At 70.9% G+C, this 15,033-nt stretch carries 11 protein-coding genes; 7 read left to right on the top strand and 4 right to left on the bottom strand.

Annotated elements, in window-relative coordinates; all coding sequences use genetic code 11:
* Positions 1 to 105: 105 nt before the first annotated feature.
* Positions 106 to 1,314 carry a DUF349 domain-containing protein gene (locus tag AB0C03_RS02970; RefSeq protein WP_030337360.1) on the bottom strand — a complete coding sequence of 403 codons (1,209 nt, stop codon included), beginning with the start codon at positions 1,312 to 1,314 and terminating at the stop codon, positions 106 to 108.
* Between the two features lie 150 nt (positions 1,315 to 1,464).
* Here AB0C03_RS02970 and AB0C03_RS02965 point away from each other — a divergent pair, with 150 nt between their 5' ends.
* Genes AB0C03_RS02965 through dapF form a run of 3 tightly spaced genes read left to right on the top strand, consistent with a single transcriptional unit; the run spans position 1,465 to position 3,996 of the window.
* Positions 1,465 to 2,232: a class III extradiol dioxygenase subunit B-like domain-containing protein gene (locus tag AB0C03_RS02965; RefSeq protein ID WP_357633825.1), complete on the top strand. Its 768-nt coding sequence runs from the start codon at positions 1,465 to 1,467 to the stop codon at positions 2,230 to 2,232.
* Positions 2,115 to 3,143: a tRNA (adenosine(37)-N6)-dimethylallyltransferase MiaA gene (gene miaA, locus AB0C03_RS02960; RefSeq protein WP_387219707.1), complete on the top strand. Its 1,029-nt coding sequence runs from the start codon at positions 2,115 to 2,117 to the stop codon at positions 3,141 to 3,143. Before AB0C03_RS02965 ends, miaA begins: the two co-directional genes overlap by 118 nt.
* Positions 3,144 to 3,150: 7 nt before the next feature.
* Positions 3,151 to 3,996, top strand: a complete 846-nt coding sequence (dapF, locus tag AB0C03_RS02955; RefSeq protein ID WP_030337366.1) for a diaminopimelate epimerase — start codon at positions 3,151 to 3,153, stop codon at positions 3,994 to 3,996.
* 126 nt (positions 3,997 to 4,122) lie between these two features.
* Here dapF and AB0C03_RS02950 read toward each other — a convergent pair whose 3' ends face one another.
* On the bottom strand, positions 4,123 to 5,589 hold the full coding sequence (locus AB0C03_RS02950) for an NAD-dependent malic enzyme (protein WP_030337368.1): 1,467 nt from the start codon (positions 5,587 to 5,589) through the stop codon (positions 4,123 to 4,125).
* A gap of 183 nt (positions 5,590 to 5,772) precedes the next feature.
* Here AB0C03_RS02950 and hflX point away from each other — a divergent pair, with 183 nt between their 5' ends.
* Positions 5,773 to 7,227 carry a GTPase HflX gene (gene hflX / locus AB0C03_RS02945; RefSeq protein WP_030337369.1) on the top strand — a complete coding sequence of 485 codons (1,455 nt, stop codon included), beginning with the start codon at positions 5,773 to 5,775 and terminating at the stop codon, positions 7,225 to 7,227.
* Positions 7,228 to 7,277: 50 nt separating this feature from the next.
* Positions 7,278 to 8,981 carry a hypothetical protein gene (locus tag AB0C03_RS02940; RefSeq protein ID WP_357633819.1) on the top strand — a complete coding sequence of 568 codons (1,704 nt, stop codon included), beginning with the start codon at positions 7,278 to 7,280 and terminating at the stop codon, positions 8,979 to 8,981.
* Positions 8,982 to 9,054: 73 nt separating this feature from the next.
* Here the strand turns inward: AB0C03_RS02940 and lexA are convergent, their stop codons facing one another.
* On the bottom strand, positions 9,055 to 9,840 hold the full coding sequence (gene lexA / locus AB0C03_RS02935; RefSeq protein ID WP_030337371.1) for a transcriptional repressor LexA: 786 nt from the start codon (positions 9,838 to 9,840) through the stop codon (positions 9,055 to 9,057).
* Between the two features lie 542 nt (positions 9,841 to 10,382).
* Between lexA and nrdR the strand changes: the two genes are divergently transcribed.
* On the top strand, positions 10,383 to 10,883 hold the full coding sequence (nrdR, locus tag AB0C03_RS02930) for a transcriptional regulator NrdR (RefSeq protein ID WP_030337372.1): 501 nt from the start codon (positions 10,383 to 10,385) through the stop codon (positions 10,881 to 10,883).
* Between the two features lie 67 nt (positions 10,884 to 10,950).
* Positions 10,951 to 13,824 carry a vitamin B12-dependent ribonucleotide reductase gene (locus AB0C03_RS02925; protein WP_400447338.1) on the top strand — a complete coding sequence of 958 codons (2,874 nt, stop codon included), beginning with the start codon at positions 10,951 to 10,953 and terminating at the stop codon, positions 13,822 to 13,824.
* Positions 13,825 to 13,932: 108 nt separating this feature from the next.
* On the opposite strand, the gene AB0C03_RS02920 is transcribed toward AB0C03_RS02925, so the two are convergent.
* Positions 13,933 to 14,976, bottom strand: coding sequence for a GNAT family N-acetyltransferase (locus AB0C03_RS02920; RefSeq protein WP_435823358.1), 1,044 nt, complete (start codon positions 14,974 to 14,976; stop codon positions 13,933 to 13,935).
* Positions 14,977 to 15,033 lie beyond the last annotated feature (57 nt).

Raw genomic sequence — 15,033 nt, 5'->3', positions numbered from 1 at the left:
CCTGAACTTGCGCGGATCTTGGCCCCCGGCGGCGCGGTGGGGTGTGGGTTGGACACGCGAGAGCCCCCGGTCCCGAGAGGGACCGGGGGCTCCGGACTCGTCAGCTCAGCCGGCCTGCTCGGCGAGTTGCAGGAACTGCCGCTTGGAGGCGAGGGCCTGCTCAGCCTCCTTGATCCGGCGTGCGTCCCCGGCGCTCTGCGCCCGGGCCAGCCGGTCCTCGGCCTCCGCCACCTGCGCCCGCATCTGGGCGAGCAGCGGGTTGTCCTCCTTGGTGGTGCGACGCCACGCCGAGTCCATCACGTCACGGACCTTGTCGTCGATGGCGCGTAGACGCCGCTCCAGCCCGGCGGCCGCCTCGCGGGGCACCCGACCGGCCTCGTGCCACTGGGCCTGGATCTCCCGCAGCTTGGCCTGGGCGCCCTTCGGGTCGGCGTCGATGTCCAACGCCTCGGCCTCGGCGAGCAGGGCCTGCTTGCGCTCCAGGTTGCCGCGCTGCTCGTTGTCGCGGGCGGAGAAGACCTCGCTGCGCCGGCTGAAGAAGGCGTCCTGGGCACCCCGGAACCGTTCCCAGAGCTTCTGCTCGGCCTCCTTGGAGGCGCGCGGGGCGGCCTTCCACTGGGTCATCAGGTCCTTGAGCTGGTTTGCCGTGGCGGCCCAGTCGGTGGAGTCCTGAAGCTTCTCCGCTTCGGCGACCAGCTCCTCCTTGACGGTCTGCGCCTGCTTGCGCTGCGAGTCCAGGGAGGCGAAGTGGGCGCCACGGCGGCGGGTGAAGCCGTCCCGGGCGGCGGCGAACCGCTTCCACAGCTCACCGTCGGCCTTCTTGTCGACCCCACGGATGGTCTTCCACTCGTCGAGGATCTCCTTGAGCCGGTCCCCGGCGGTCTTCCACCCGGTGGACTCGGCGGCCAGCTTCTCGGCCTCCTCGACCAGGGCGGTCTTGCGGGCCAGGGCCTCGACGCGCGCGGCGTCCCGGGCGGCGCGCGCCTCGCCGGCCTTCTCCTCGGCGAACGTCGCCAGCTTGTCCAGGCGTGCGGCGAGCGCGTCGATGTCGCCGACCACGTTGGCCTCGGGCAGCGTGGCGCGGATCCGCCGGATCGTGCTCAACGAGTGCCCGGCATCAGCCGCACCCGACTTGAGCCGTGCCTCGGTCAGGTCCACCTCGGTGACCAGATCGGCGAAGCGGCGCGCGAAGTGTGCCAGACCTTCCTCCGGCGCACCCGCCTGCCAGGATCCGACCACCCGCTCGCCCTCGGTGGTCTTGACGTACACGGTGCCGTCCGCGTCCACCCGTCCGAAGGCAGTCCAGTCGCTCATGTGCCCATCCTCGTTCTCCCGGCGTCGAGGGAACGAACCCCCGTCGCCGCCACGGCGCAGCCAAGTTACTTCCGGCATTGTCACAGGTCTCACCCGGTCCGCGTCGAGCGCCTATCGCCGACCGTGACCATACGGTGTCCTAGGGGCCGAATGACCGGATCGGCGCGGAGACGCACCGGGGATTCCCGCTACGGTGACAGGGTGCCACTGGTCGCCGCCGCCGTCTGCCCGCATCCGCCCCTGCTCGTGCCCGAGGTGGCCGGGTCAGCGGCCCCCGAGCTGGACGATCTGCGGGCGGCCTGTGACACCGCCGTACGCCGGCTGTTGGCCACCGACCCGGACATCGTGGTGCTGCTGGGCACCGGCCCGGTGACCGGCCCGATCCGCACCCCGGCGACCGGGTCCCTCCAGCCCTGGGGCGTCGACCTGGACGTGCCGCTGGTGCCCGGCCAGCCCGACCGGGGCGCGGTGCTGCCGTTGAGCCTGACCATCGGCGCGTGGCTGCTGAGTCGCCACAACCCTCGGGTCCCGGTGACCGCCGTGCAGGTGGCCACCGACGCCGGCCCGGCCGAGCTGGCCGCGCTCGCCGAGCAGGTCGACGCCGCGGGTGACCGGGTGGCGGCGCTGGTGCTGGGGGACGGGTCGGCCTGCCGGGGAGAGAAGGCACCCGGGTACGACGACGCGCGTGCCCTCCCGTACGACCAGGGGGTTGCCACGGCGCTGGCCGCCGCGGACCTGGACGCCCTGCTCGACCTCGACCCGGTGGTGTCGGCGGAGCTGAAGGCCGCCGGTCGCGCCCCCTGGCAGGTGCTGGCCGGCGCGGCCCGCGCGGCCGGCTCGCCGTGGCGCGGCGAGTTGCTGCACGACTCCGTCCCCTACGGTGTGGCCTACTTCGTGGCGTCCTGGGAGCGGGCGTGACCAGCGGCACGGTCGTCGCGGTGGTCGGCCCGACGGCGGCCGGCAAGTCGGCGCTGAGCATCGCGTTGGCGCACGCCCTGGACGGGGAGGTGGTCAACGCCGACTCGATGCAGCTCTACCGGGGCATGGACATCGGCACCGCCAAGCTGACAGTCGCCGAGCGGGACGGTGTACCGCATCACCTGCTGGACATCTGGGAGGTCACCGAGCCGGCGAGCGTGGCGGAGTACCAGCGGCTGGCGCGCGCGGCGGTGGACGACATCCTGTCCCGGGGGCGGGTGCCGCTGCTCGTCGGTGGCTCCGGGTTGTACGTGCGGGCGGTGCTGGAGCGCTTCGAGTTCCCGGGCACCGACGCGGCGTTGCGGGAGCGGCTGGAACGGGAGTTGGCAGAGGTCGGCCCGGCCCCGCTGTACGCGCGGCTGCGCGCCGCCGACCCGGCCGCCGCCGAGAGCATCCTGCCGGGTAACGGGCGTCGGATCGTGCGGGCCCTGGAGGTGATCGAGTTGACCGGCGCGCCGTTCGCCGCGTCGCTGCCGCAGCCCACGCCGTACTACCCGTCGGTGCAGCTCGGCGTCGACCTGGACACCGGGCTGCTGGACGAGCGGATCGCGCTGCGGGTGGACCGGATGTGGGCCGACGGCCTGGTGCCCGAGACCCGTGAGCTGGTCGGGCACGGGCTGCCCGAGGGGCGCACGGCGAGTCGGGCGCTCGGCTACCAGCAGGTGCTGCGCATGCTGGCCGGCGAGTTGACCGAGGCGCAGGCGCACGACGAGACGGTCCGGGCCACCCGGCGCTTCGTCCGCCGGCAGCGGTCCTGGTTCCGGCGCGACCCGCGCATCCACTGGCTGGACTCGACGACCCCGGACCTGATCGGGGCCGCCCTGCGCCTGGTGCCGGCCGAGACGCGATAATGGTGCGGTGGAGTTCACCAAGGGCCACGGCACCGGCAACGACTTCGTCCTCCTTCCCGACCCGGACGGTCAGCTCGACCTGACCCCGGAGCTGGTCGCGGCGCTCTGCGACCGGCGTCGGGGCATCGGCGCGGACGGCGTACTACGGGTGGTCCGCGCGGCCAAGCATCCGGACGGCGCGGGGTTGGCCGGCGAAGCCGAGTGGTTCATGGACTACTGGAACGCCGACGGCTCGTTCGCCGAGATGTGCGGCAACGGCGCCCGGGTCTTCGTGCGCTACCTGCTCGACACCGGGCTGGCCACGCCCGCCGGCGCGGCGCTGCCGGTGGCCACCCGGGCCGGCGTCGTGCGCGCGCTCGTCGAGGGCGACGCCGTCTCCGTCGAGATGCGCCGACCCCGGGTGTACGACGAGTCGGCCGCCACCCTCGGCGGGCTGACCCTGACCGGCGCGATGGTGGACGTCGGCAACCCGCACCTGGTCTGCGTCCTGCCGGCCGGCGTGGAGCTGTCGACGCTGGACCTCACCAGGGCCCCCGGGTACGACCCGGCGGTCTTCCCGAGCGGGGTGAACGTGGAGTTCATCGTGGCGGGCGACCCGGTCGACGGCACCGACGGGCACACGGTGATGCGGGTGTACGAGCGCGGCAGCGCCGAGACGCTGTCCTGCGGCACGGGTGCCTGCGCGGTGGGCGCGGTGGCCCTGCGCGACCTCGGCCGGGATACCGGAGTGGTAGCTGTCGACGTGCCCGGCGGCCGCCTCACGGTGACCGTCACCGAGAACTCGTGCTGGCTCTCCGGCCCGGCCGTGCTGGTAGCCACCGGCGACATCAACCCCACCGCCCTGCACCCCTAACGCCAACACGCCTCACCTGACGCCGGTCCTGCCCCACCGTTGTTGATCAAGAGGTTTGCGTCGGATTTCGCGTCGTTCCTGACGCAAATCTCTTGATCACCAGCGTGGGTGGGGGTGGGTGCGGGGTTAGGGGGTGGCGCTGGCGTTGGCGGCGATCTCGGGGAGGTCGGCGGGGCCGGGGTCGGCGGCGGGGAGCGGGCTGGGGTTGTGCGCGGCGGCGCGGACGGCGGCGGCGACCGCCGGGGCGACCCGGGAGTCGAAGACGCTCGGCACGATCACCGTCGGGTTGATCTTGTCCTCGCCGACGACGTCCGCGATGGCCTGGGCCGCCGCGATGGCCATCTCCTCGGTGAACTCCTCGGCGTGCGCGTCCAGCATGCCGCGGAACACCCCGGGGAACGCGAGCACGTTGTTGATCTGGTTCGGCTGGTCCGAGCGGCCGGTGGCGACCACTGCGGCGTGCTTGCGCGCCTCCCGGGGGTCGACCTCCGGGTCCGGGTTCGCGAGGGCGAAGACGATCGAGTCCTTCGCCATCTGGGCGATGTCGTCGCCGGTGAGCAGGTTCGGCGCGCTGACCCCGATGAACACGTCGGCACCCCGGATCGCGCCGGGCAGGTCGCCGGAGTAGTTCTCCTTGTTGGTGTTCTCCGCCAGCCACTGCCAGGCCGAGTTGAGCCCGGTCAGCCCACGGTGCAGGGCGCCCTCCCGGTCGTACGCGATGATGTCGCCGACGCCCTGGCGCAGCAGCAGCTTCATGATCGCGGTGCCGGCCGCGCCGGCCCCGGAGACGACCACCCGGACGTCCTGGAGCTGCTTGCCCACCACCCGCAGCGCGTTGGTGAGCGCGGCCAGCACGCAGATCGCGGTGCCGTGCTGGTCGTCGTGGAAGACCGGGATGTCCAGCGCCTCGCGCAGCCGGGCCTCGATCTCGAAGCAGCGCGGCGCGGCGATGTCCTCCAGGTTGATACCGCCGTACGCCGGCGCGATCGCCTTGACGATCTGCACGATCTCGTCGGTGTCCTGGGTGTCCAGCACCACCGGCCAGGCGTCCACCCCGCCGAAGCGCTTGAACAGCGCCGCCTTGCCCTCCATCACCGGCAGCGACGCGGCCGGGCCGAGGTTGCCCAGGCCGAGCACCGCCGAGCCGTCGCTGACCACCGCGACGGTGTTGCGCTTGATGGTCAGTCGCCGGGCGTCGGCCGGGTTCTCGGCGATCGCCATGCAGACCCGGGCCACCCCCGGCGTGTACGCGCGGGACAACTCGTCGCGGTTGCGCAGCGCGACCTTCGAGGTCACCTCGATCTTGCCGCCCAGGTGCAGCAGGAACGTCCGGTCCGACACCTTGCGCACGTCCACGCCGTCCAGCGCGGTCAGCGCGTCGACCACCTGGTCGGCGTGACCGGCGTCGGCGGTGTCGCAGGTCAGGTCGACGATCACGTTGGTCGGGTCCGAGTCCACCACGTCCAGCGCCGTGACGATCGCCCCGGCCTCGCCGACGGAGGTGGTGAGCCGGCCGATCGAGGACGCGTCCGCGGTCACGGCGATCCGGATGGTGATCGAAAATCCGGCGCTGGGCAGTCGGGTGATGGCCACGGGATCCCTCCGTAACGGCTGTGCGGCCGATCGGCCGCCGCCCGCATTTCTACCGGGTTGTCGGTGCCGACCAGCATTCGCCCCCACTTTTGGCGACCTTCACCATGGGCATATAGCAGGTGCGTTCGGCGTTGTGTCATGTCAGGATTACGTTCTACTTATCAAAACGGACAGGAGAACCGCTTGCGAGACCAGGAGAGCTTTGTCCCCGTCGAGGACGAGCTCGACGACGTCACCACCGGCGAGATGGAGCTGTCGGAGCGGCAGTCACTCCGACGCGTCCCGGGCCTGTCAACCGAGCTCACCGACGTCACCGAGGTGGAATACCGCCAGCTGCGGTTGGAGCGGGTCGTCCTGGTGGGCGTCTGGACCGAAGGCACAGTCACCGACGCGGAGAATTCCCTGACCGAGCTGGCCGCGCTGGCCGAGACCGCCGGTTCGCAGGTGCTCGAAGGGCTCATCCAGCGGCGGACCCGACCCGACCCGGCCACGTACATCGGCCGCGGCAAGGTCGACGACCTGGGCGCTGTGGTGCTCTCCACCGGCGCCGACACCGTCATCTGTGACGGTGAGTTGTCCCCGTCGCAGCTGCGCAACCTGGAGCAGCGCACCAAGGTCAAGGTTGTCGACCGGACGGCGCTGATTCTGGACATCTTCGCCCAGCACGCCAAGAGCAAGGAAGGTAAGGCGCAGGTCGAGCTGGCCCAGCTCGAATACCTGCTGCCCCGACTTCGCGGTTGGGGTGAGACGCTCTCCCGCCAGACCGGTGGTTCCGGCCGGGGCGGCGGCGCCGGCGGCGGTGTGGGTGTTCGTGGTCCCGGTGAGACCAAGCTGGAGACCGACCGGCGGCGCATCCGTCACCGCATCTCCCGGCTGCGTCGCGAGATCAAGAGCATGAAGACGGTACGCGTGACCAAGCGCGCCCGGCGTTCCCGCAACGCCGTTCCCGCGGTCGCCATCGCCGGCTACACCAACGCCGGCAAGTCCAGCCTGCTCAACCGCCTGACCGGCGCGGGCGTCCTGGTGGAGAATGCGCTGTTCGCCACGCTGGACCCGACGACCCGAAAGGCCACCGCCTCGGACGGTCGGCTCTACACCCTCTCCGACACTGTCGGCTTCGTCCGGCACCTGCCGCACCAGATCGTCGAGGCGTTCCGCTCGACGCTGGAGGAGGTCGCCGAGGCGGATCTGGTGGTGCACGTCGTCGACGGCACCCACCCGGATCCGGAGGAGCAGGTCCGGGCGGTGCACGAGGTGCTCGCCGAGGTGGGCGCGGACCGGCTGCCCGAGCTGTTGGTGGTCAACAAGACCGACGCCGCCGACGAGGACACGCTGCTGCGGCTCAAGCGGCTGTGGCCGGACGCGATCTTCGTGTCCGCGTACTCCGGTCGGGGCATGGACGAGCTGCGCGCGGCGATCGAGGAGCGGCTGCCGAGCCCGGCCGTGGAGGTCCGGGCCGTGCTCCCGTACGACCGGGGTGACCTGGTGGCTCGGGCGCACCGCACGGGTGAGGTGCTCAGCACTGCGCACCTGCCGGAGGGCACCCTGCTGCATGTGCGTGTCGGCGCGGAGTTGGCGGCGGAGCTGGCGGCGTTCGACGTGGAACGGCAGGAGCAGGTGGCCGGCAGCCGGTCCTGACCGGCCACGGCGTCATCCACTGGAAACGCGCGGCATGCGACACTGGCCGAATGCGCCGCGTTGTTTCCTCGGTCACGGTTGCCCTCGGCCTGCTCGGGGCAACCGTGGCGCTTGCCGGAGTCGCCGCGGCGGCTCCCGCCCCCGGGGCGTCCGGGCCGCCCGCCGCCAATCCTGGCCAGAAGCGATGCACGATCACCGACGAGCGCCTTCGGGAGCTGTCCGGGCTGGTCGCCACCAAGACCGGCTTCATCGTCATCAACGACGGCACCGAGGTCGCGGCACGCAAGCGGATCTTCTTCCTCGACAGCAAGTGCAAGATCGCGAAGGAGCCGGTCCGCTACTCGGGGCAGGGTCCGTCGGACACCGAGGATCTCGCCCTGTCCAAGGACGGCAAGACCCTCTGGATCGCCGACACCGGTGACAATCCCGACTCGAAGGAGCGCCGCAGCCGCATCGCGCTCTGGTCGATGCCGGTCGCGGGTTCCAGGCTGCCGACGCTGCACCGGCTCTCCTACCCCGAGTCGAAGCCGCACGACGCCGAGGCGCTGCTCATCGGCGACGACGGAAAGCCGCTGATCATCACCAAGGTGACCAGCGGCAAGGCCGAGATCTACACGCCGTCGGCGGCCCTGAAGAGCGGGGACACCGACCCGGTGCCGCTGCAGAAGGCCGGCGAGTTCACGCTGCCGAAGACCCAGACGGAAAACCCCCTCAACACGTTCGGCCGGATCGCCATCACCGGCGCGTCCCGGACCGTTGACGGTTCTCGGGTGGTCCTGCGCACCTACGCGGACGCCTTCGAATTCGACGTGACCGATGGTGACATCGTTGCCGCGCTCACCACCGGCAAGCCGCGGGTGACGCCGCTGGCCGACCCGTTCGGTGAGGCCATCAGCTACACCTCGGACGGGAAGTCGTTCCTCACCGTCTCCGATGCGGCCCGGTTCACCGAGGACGAGCCGCTCGACATCCTCAGCTACACCCCGTCCACCTCCACCGCGGTGCCACTGGCCCCGGAGGAAGGTGGCAAGCCGGCCGCCTCGAAGTCCTGGACGGACGGGCTGAGCCTCGACGACATCACGTACATGGTCGGCGCGGTCGGGCTGATCGGCCTGCTGTTGGTCGCTGCCGGCATCTTCGGCATCGTTCGCGCGCGGCGTCGTCCGCCGACCGCCGACCCGTCCGACACCTCGGATCCCGATGACGACCCGTTCGGCCCGCGTGGCGGCCGTGCTGACGACGACCGCAGGGGCGGTGTCTACGGTGGCGGCGCGCCGGCCGGCGGCGCGGTCTACGGCGGGGGCGCGGGTCGCGGCGGCCCGGCCTCGGCCGGTGGCGCCGTGTACGGCGGTGGCCCTCGGCCGGCCCCGGCCGATGGTGGCTACGGTGCGCCAGCACCGGGTGGCGCCGGCGTGTACGGCGGCGGACGTCCCCCGGCCGGTGGCGGCGGTCGGCCCCCTGTCAGTGGTGGCGCTCGCCCACCGGTTGGTGGCGGTCGGCCTCCGGCTGGCGGTGGTCGCCCGCACGGTGGCGGTGGTCGCCCACAGGGCGCGGGCGGTGGTCGTCCCGGCGGTGGCGTGTACGGCGGCGGCGACGGCGGTCAACCCGGTCGCGCGGAGCCGCCCCGACGCGGTGGGCAGGAGCCCGACTACCGGGGTCAGCGGCCCGCTCGCCGACGCGACGACGACGCGCCCAACGACCCGTACCGGCAGTATCCCGGTGGCGGTCGCGGTCACCGGGGCGACCGCTACTGATCAGCGTTGAGGCGCTCACCCGCCCGTGACGAGCGGTGCGGGTGAGCGCCGTCGGCACCCACCCGCCGATCGGTCAGATCCGGCGGAGCACCGCCACGACCCGGCCCATGATGGTGGCGTCATCGCCGGGGATGGGGTCGAAGGCAGGGTTCTGGGGCATCAGCCAGACGTGCCCGTCGCGCCGCCGGTAGGTCTTGACGGTCGCCTCGCCGTCGAGCATCGCGGCCACGATCTCGCCGGAGTCGGCGGTCGGCTGCTGCCGGACGACCACCCAGTCGCCGTCGCAGATCGCCGCGTCGAGCATCGAGTCGCCCTTGACCTGGAGCATGAAGACCTCGCCCTCACCCACCAGCTCGCGGGGGAGCGGGAAGATGTCCTCGACGGCCTGCTCGGCGAGGATCGGCCCACCGGCGGCGATCCGACCGAGCATCGGCACGTACGCCGGGGTGGGTCGTTGTGCCCTCGACAGCTCGTCGTCGATCGCCTCGCTGGGGGCGCGGACGTCCACCGCGCGTGGCCGGTTGGGGTCGCGCCGCAGGAAGCCCTTCTTTTCCAGCTCCTTGAGCTGGTAGGCGACGCTGGACGGCGAGACCAGGCCGACGGCCTCGCCGATCTCCCGGACGCTCGGGGGGTAGCCGTGGCGCTCCACCCAGGTGCGGATGAACTCCAGGATGCGGCGCTGGCGGGCGGTCAGGTCGACCGTCGCCGGGTCGGGGAAGGCGCTGACCACCGGGGTGACCTGGCGCACGGCGGGCTGACCCGTCCGGCTGCGCGCGGCGCTGCGGCGTCGGGTGGCCGGCGGGCCCGCCTCGGTGATCTGCTGCGGGCTCTTCGGCCGGCTGGCCCGGTCCTCGGTCACGTCCGTCCTCCCTGGTCGGCGCTGGGTGCCTCGTCGGCTCGTGGTGCGTGCGGTGGTGCCACGTTGTTCATGACCGTATAGGTGAGATCAGTCATTTTCAAACATCTGTACGACCTCTCACCGGCGTGTCGGGGTGAAAAAGCGCTCCGCTCGTACGGATGTTCTGATAAATGGTACGTCAGGTAGAACTGGTGTTCGATCGTCGGCTGTTTTCCGGCCCGGTTCTGGCTCCCTGGCCGATAACCCGGGCGGGGTCGTGGCGTTGGGTCTTCGGGCGCGTTGCTGGGCGTGGATGGCCGGATGGTCCGTGACGCGCCGGACACGCCGGCCAACTTGACCCGGCTTCCTTGGCGACATACGGTCGACCCCTAGATGTAGTAGTGACACGGGCGTAAGTTGCCTACAGGTTGGGTTCGACTACCGACCGCACTCCCGTAACGTCGATCACGGCGGGCGTCATCCGAGGATGGCACCGTCGCGGTGAGGCGTGCCCGGAAGTGTCCGGAGTGCTCGCAGTTGATCATTTTTTTAGGAGGTGGGCGATGCGGTGTCCGTACTGCCGACACGCTGACTCCCGGGTGGTCGACTCGCGGGAGGCCGACGACGGCCAGCTCATCCGACGGCGGCGGTCCTGCCCGGAGTGCGGCAAGCGGTTCACCACCGTCGAGGAGGCGGTCCTCGCGGTCGTCAAGCGCAGCGGGGTGACCGAGCCGTTCAGTCGTACGAAGATCATCGGCGGGGTGCGTAAGGCGTGCCAGGGCCGGCCGGTGGACGACGACTCCCTCGCGCTGCTCGCGCAGCGGGTGGAGGAGACGGTCCGGGCCAAGGGAGCCGCCGAGATCCCCAGTCACGAGGTGGGCCTGGCGATCCTGGGTCCGCTGCGCGACCTGGACGAGATCGCCTACCTGCGGTTCGCCAGCGTCTACCGCTCGTTCGACTCGCTCGCCGACTTCGAGCGCGAGATCGAGACGTTGCGGGCCGCGGCGCGAGCCCGGGAGCAGGGCCGGGCCGATGCGGTTGAGGCCGCCGGCCGTACCAACTGAGTCTTCACGGTTTTTCGAGAGATTGGGACGCGCGGTGGGGCACCGCGCAGACGAGGGGGGCGACGGCGTGACAACTAGCCGTTCACGAAGCAAGGCAGGCGCGGGGCTGAAGATCGACCGGGTGTGGACGACGGAGGGGGTCCACCCGTACGACGAGGTCTCCTGGGAGCGCCGTGACGTCGTGATGACGAACTGGCGGGACGGCTCGATCAACTTCGAGCAGCGGGGGGTCGAGTTCCCGGAGTCGTGGAGCGTCAACGCGGCGAACATCGTCACCACCAAGTACTTCCGGGGCGCGGTGGGGACCCCGGAGCGGGAGTGGTCGCTGCGGCAGCTGATCGACCGGGTGGTCAACACCTACCGCACCGCCGGTGAGGAGTACGGCTACTTCGCCAGCCCGGCCGACGCCGAGGTCTTCGCGCACGAGCTGACCTGGATGCTGCTGCACCAGGTGTTCAGCTTCAACTCGCCGGTCTGGTTCAACGTCGGCACGCCGTCGCCGCAGCAGGTCAGCGCCTGCTTCATCCTGGCCGTCGACGACTCGATGGACTCGATCCTCGACTGGTACAAGGAGGAGGGGCTGATCTTCAAGGGCGGCTCCGGCTCCGGGGTCAACCTGTCGCGCATCCGTTCGTCCCGTGAGCTGCTCTCCTCCGGCGGCAACGCTTCCGGCCCGGTCAGCTTCATGCGCGGCGCGGACGCCTCGGCCGGCACCATCAAGTCCGGCGGCGCGACCCGCCGGGCGGCCAAGATGGTCATCCTCGACGTCGACCACCCGGACATCCAGGAGTTCGTGGTCACCAAGGCGCGCGAGGAGGACAAGATCCGCGCGCTGCGCGACGCCGGGTTCGACATGGACCTCGGCGGCTCCGACATCGTCAGCGTGCAGTACCAGAACGCCAACAACTCGGTCCGCGTCTCCGACGAGTTCATGACGGCGGTGGAGAACGACGGCGGGTTCGACCTGCGGGGTCGGCTCGACGGCTCGACCATCGAGACGATCGAGGCGAAGAAGCTCTTCCGTTCCATCGCCCAGGCCGCTTGGGAGTGCGCCGACCCGGGCCTGCAGTACGACGACACGATCAACGACTGGCACACCTGCCCGGAGACCGGCCGGATCACCGCGTCGAACCCGTGCTCGGAGTACCTGCACCTGGACAACTCCTCGTGCAACCTCGCCTCGCTCAACCTGATGAAGTTCCTCCGCGCCGACGGTGGCTTCGAGGTGGAGAAGTTCGTCAAGTCCGTCGAGTTCGTCATCACCGCGATGGACATCTCGATCTGCTTCGCGGACTTCCCGACCGACAAGATCGGTGAGACGTCCCGCGCCTACCGGCAGCTCGGCATCGGCTACGCCAACCTCGGCGCCCTGCTGATGGCCACCGGCCTGCCGTACGACTCGGACCAGGGCCGCTCGGTCGCCGCGGCGATCACCTCGCTGATGACCGGCACCGCCTACCGCCGCTCGGCCGAGCTGGCCGGCGTCGTCGGCCCGTACGACGGCTACGCCCGCAACGCCGAGCCGCACAAGCGGGTCATGCGCAAGCACGCGGCGGCCAACGACGAGATCAAGCCGACCAGCCCGGTGGCCACCGCGATCGTCCGCGAGGCGACCAAGCAGTGGACCCAGGGCAACAAGATCGGTGACAAGTTCGGTTGGCGCAACGCGCAGGCGAGCGTCCTGGCCCCGACCGGCACCATCGGCTTCATGATGGACTGCGACACGACCGGCGTGGAGCCGGACCTGGCGCTGGTCAAGTTCAAGAAGCTCGTCGGCGGCGGCTCGATGCAGATCGTCAACCAGACGGTGCCGCGCGCCCTGCGCAGCCTCGGCTACCCCGAGGAGCAGGTCGAGGCGATCGTCGAGCACATCGCCGACCACGGCCACGTGGTGGACGCCCCCGGCCTCAAGCCGGAGCACTACGCGGTCTTCGACTGCGCCATGGGCGAGCGGACGATCGCCCCGATGGGTCACGTGCGGATGATGGCGGCCATCCAGCCGTTCGTCTCCGGCGCGATCTCCAAGACGGTCAACATGCCGGAGGCGGCCACCGTCGAGGACGTCGAGAAGATCTACTTCGAGGGCTGGAAGCTCGGCCTGAAGGCGCTGGCGATCTACCGCGACAACTGCAAGGTCGGCCAGCCGCTCTCGGTGGCCAAGAACAACAAGGCCACCGAGCCGGCCGCCGTCGACACCGCAGCCGCCGCGCCGGCCGCGGTCGAGAAGGTCATCGAGTACCGGCCGGTGCGTAAGCGCCTGCCGAAGAAGCGCCCGTCCGAGACGGTCAGCTTCTCCGTCGGTGGCGCCGAGGGTTACCTGACCGCGTCGTCCTACCCGGACGACGGCCTCGGTGAGGTCTTCCTCAAGATGTCCAAGCAGGGCTCCACCCTGGCCGGCGTGATGGACGCCTTCTCGGTGGCCATCAGCATCGGCCTGCAGTACGGCGTGCCGCTGGAGACGTTCGTCAGCAAGTTCACCAACATGCGCTTCGAGCCGGCCGGCATGACCGACGACCCGGACGTGCGGATGGCCGCCTCGGTGATGGACTACATCTTCCGTCGCCTGGCGTTGGACTTCCTGCCCTACGAGCGCCGCGCCGAGCTGGGCATCTTCACCGCCAGCGAGCGGGCCGCCCAGCTGCGGGCCGAAGCCGACGCGGAGGCCGCCGGGGTCACCGGCGCCGAGCTCACCGCGATGGCGTCATCCGCGCCGGTCGAGGCTCCGGCCAAGACTGAGGCTGTCGCCCAGCCGGCCCAGGAGATGGCCGACGTGGCCGTCGCCAAGCCGGCTCCGACAGTGGGTTCCAGCACCGAACTGCTGGAGGCCGTGATCGGCAAGGCCGCCGACGCGCCGCTCTGCTTCACCTGCGGTACGAAGATGCGCCCGGCCGGTAGCTGCTACGTCTGCGAGGGCTGCGGCTCCACCAGCGGCTGCAGCTGACGTAGGCAATAAGCGCTGCCCCGGCTCCCCTTCTGGGAGGCCGGGGCAGCGCCGTTTCCAGGCTCTTCCATCCCCGGGCGCGTGCAGAGGTAAGCGCCCAGCCAGCGGCTATGAGCGTGCATTCTCACCGAGTCTCGAGTGTCGGTGCTCGGGCGTAGGTTCAGCGTCCTTGGTGAGGAGCGCGGTTCCGTCCGTGCTGGTCGATGGCACGAGCTCGTATCCCTCGCTGTGGTAAAGGTTGATGTTCCGCTGGCTATTGGAACCTGTGAACAGGACGATGCGGCGGATGCCCGGGTCGGCGGCGGCTTCGGCGGTGCGCAGGAGCCACCGGCCGAGCCCGTGACCGCGTAGGTCCGGTACGACGGCGAGGCGTCCCACGTGCCAGTCGGTGCCCGCGCGGCGGGTACGCACCATGCCCAGGAGTCGACCGTCCAGCCAGACGCCCGTGGTGTGCTGGTCCGCCAGCCACTCGCGGACCTGCTCCAGCGACTCGTGCAGGGCAGGTATGGCCAAGGTGTCGTTGACGACGGCTTCCTCTACCCAGCAGCACCGCTGCAGCACGGTGACCTCGGGCGCGTCGTCGGGGGTCAGCCGCCGCGCATACGAGCCCGGCACGGGGCCAGCGACCGTCCCGGCGCCTGCCCGTTCGCGCATCGGCCGGAGGGCGTGGGAGACCCGGACCAGTTCGTTCAGGAGGCCTAGGCTCGCCGCATCGCGCGCGGCGTCGGGGCGCAGCCGTCCGTCGTCCAACGCGTCACCGATGCGGATCGCGACCGTGGCGCCCAACGGGACCAGTCGCAGCGTAGTCACGACCTGCTTGGCGTGCTGGACCGACCGCGTGCCGGCCGACGTGTTGCCGTAGCTGACGAAGCCGATCGGCTTCCACGCCCACTCGCGGCCGAGGTAGTCCAGCGCGTTCTTCAGGGTCGCCGGCATCCCGTAGTTGTATTCCGGTGTCACCACGATGAAACCGTCCGCCGCGTCCACGATCGAACTCCACCGACGGGTGTGTTCCTGCCGGTAGATGCCCGACGACGGATGTTCCTCCTCGTCGAGGAACGGCAGATTCAGGTCGACGAGGGCCACTGGCACCAACTCGACGCCAAGCTCGGCGGCGCAGGGCGTGATCGCGTCGATCAACCACTGCCCGATCACCGGGCCGAGGGCCCCTGGGCGCGTGCTGCATACCAGGACGAGGAGGCGGAGCGG

This window comes from Micromonospora parva (genome assembly GCF_040649675.1).
Taxonomy (GTDB): Bacteria; Actinomycetota; Actinomycetes; order Mycobacteriales; family Micromonosporaceae; genus Micromonospora; species Micromonospora parva.
Note: the sequence above shows the minus strand (reverse complement) of the source record. Positions and strands in the feature narration are given on the sequence as shown.

Coding starts and splice junctions, on each gene's coding strand:
- AB0C03_RS02970 (WP_030337360.1), bottom strand. CDS start 1,314: ATGAGCGACTGGACTGCCTTCGGACGGGTGGACGCGGACGGCACCGTG.
- AB0C03_RS02965 (WP_357633825.1), top strand. CDS start 1,465: ATGACCGGATCGGCGCGGAGACGCACCGGGGATTCCCGCTACGGTGAC.
- AB0C03_RS02940 (WP_357633819.1), top strand. CDS start 7,278: ATGCGCCGCGTTGTTTCCTCGGTCACGGTTGCCCTCGGCCTGCTCGGG.
- nrdR (WP_030337372.1), top strand. CDS start 10,383: ATGCGGTGTCCGTACTGCCGACACGCTGACTCCCGGGTGGTCGACTCG.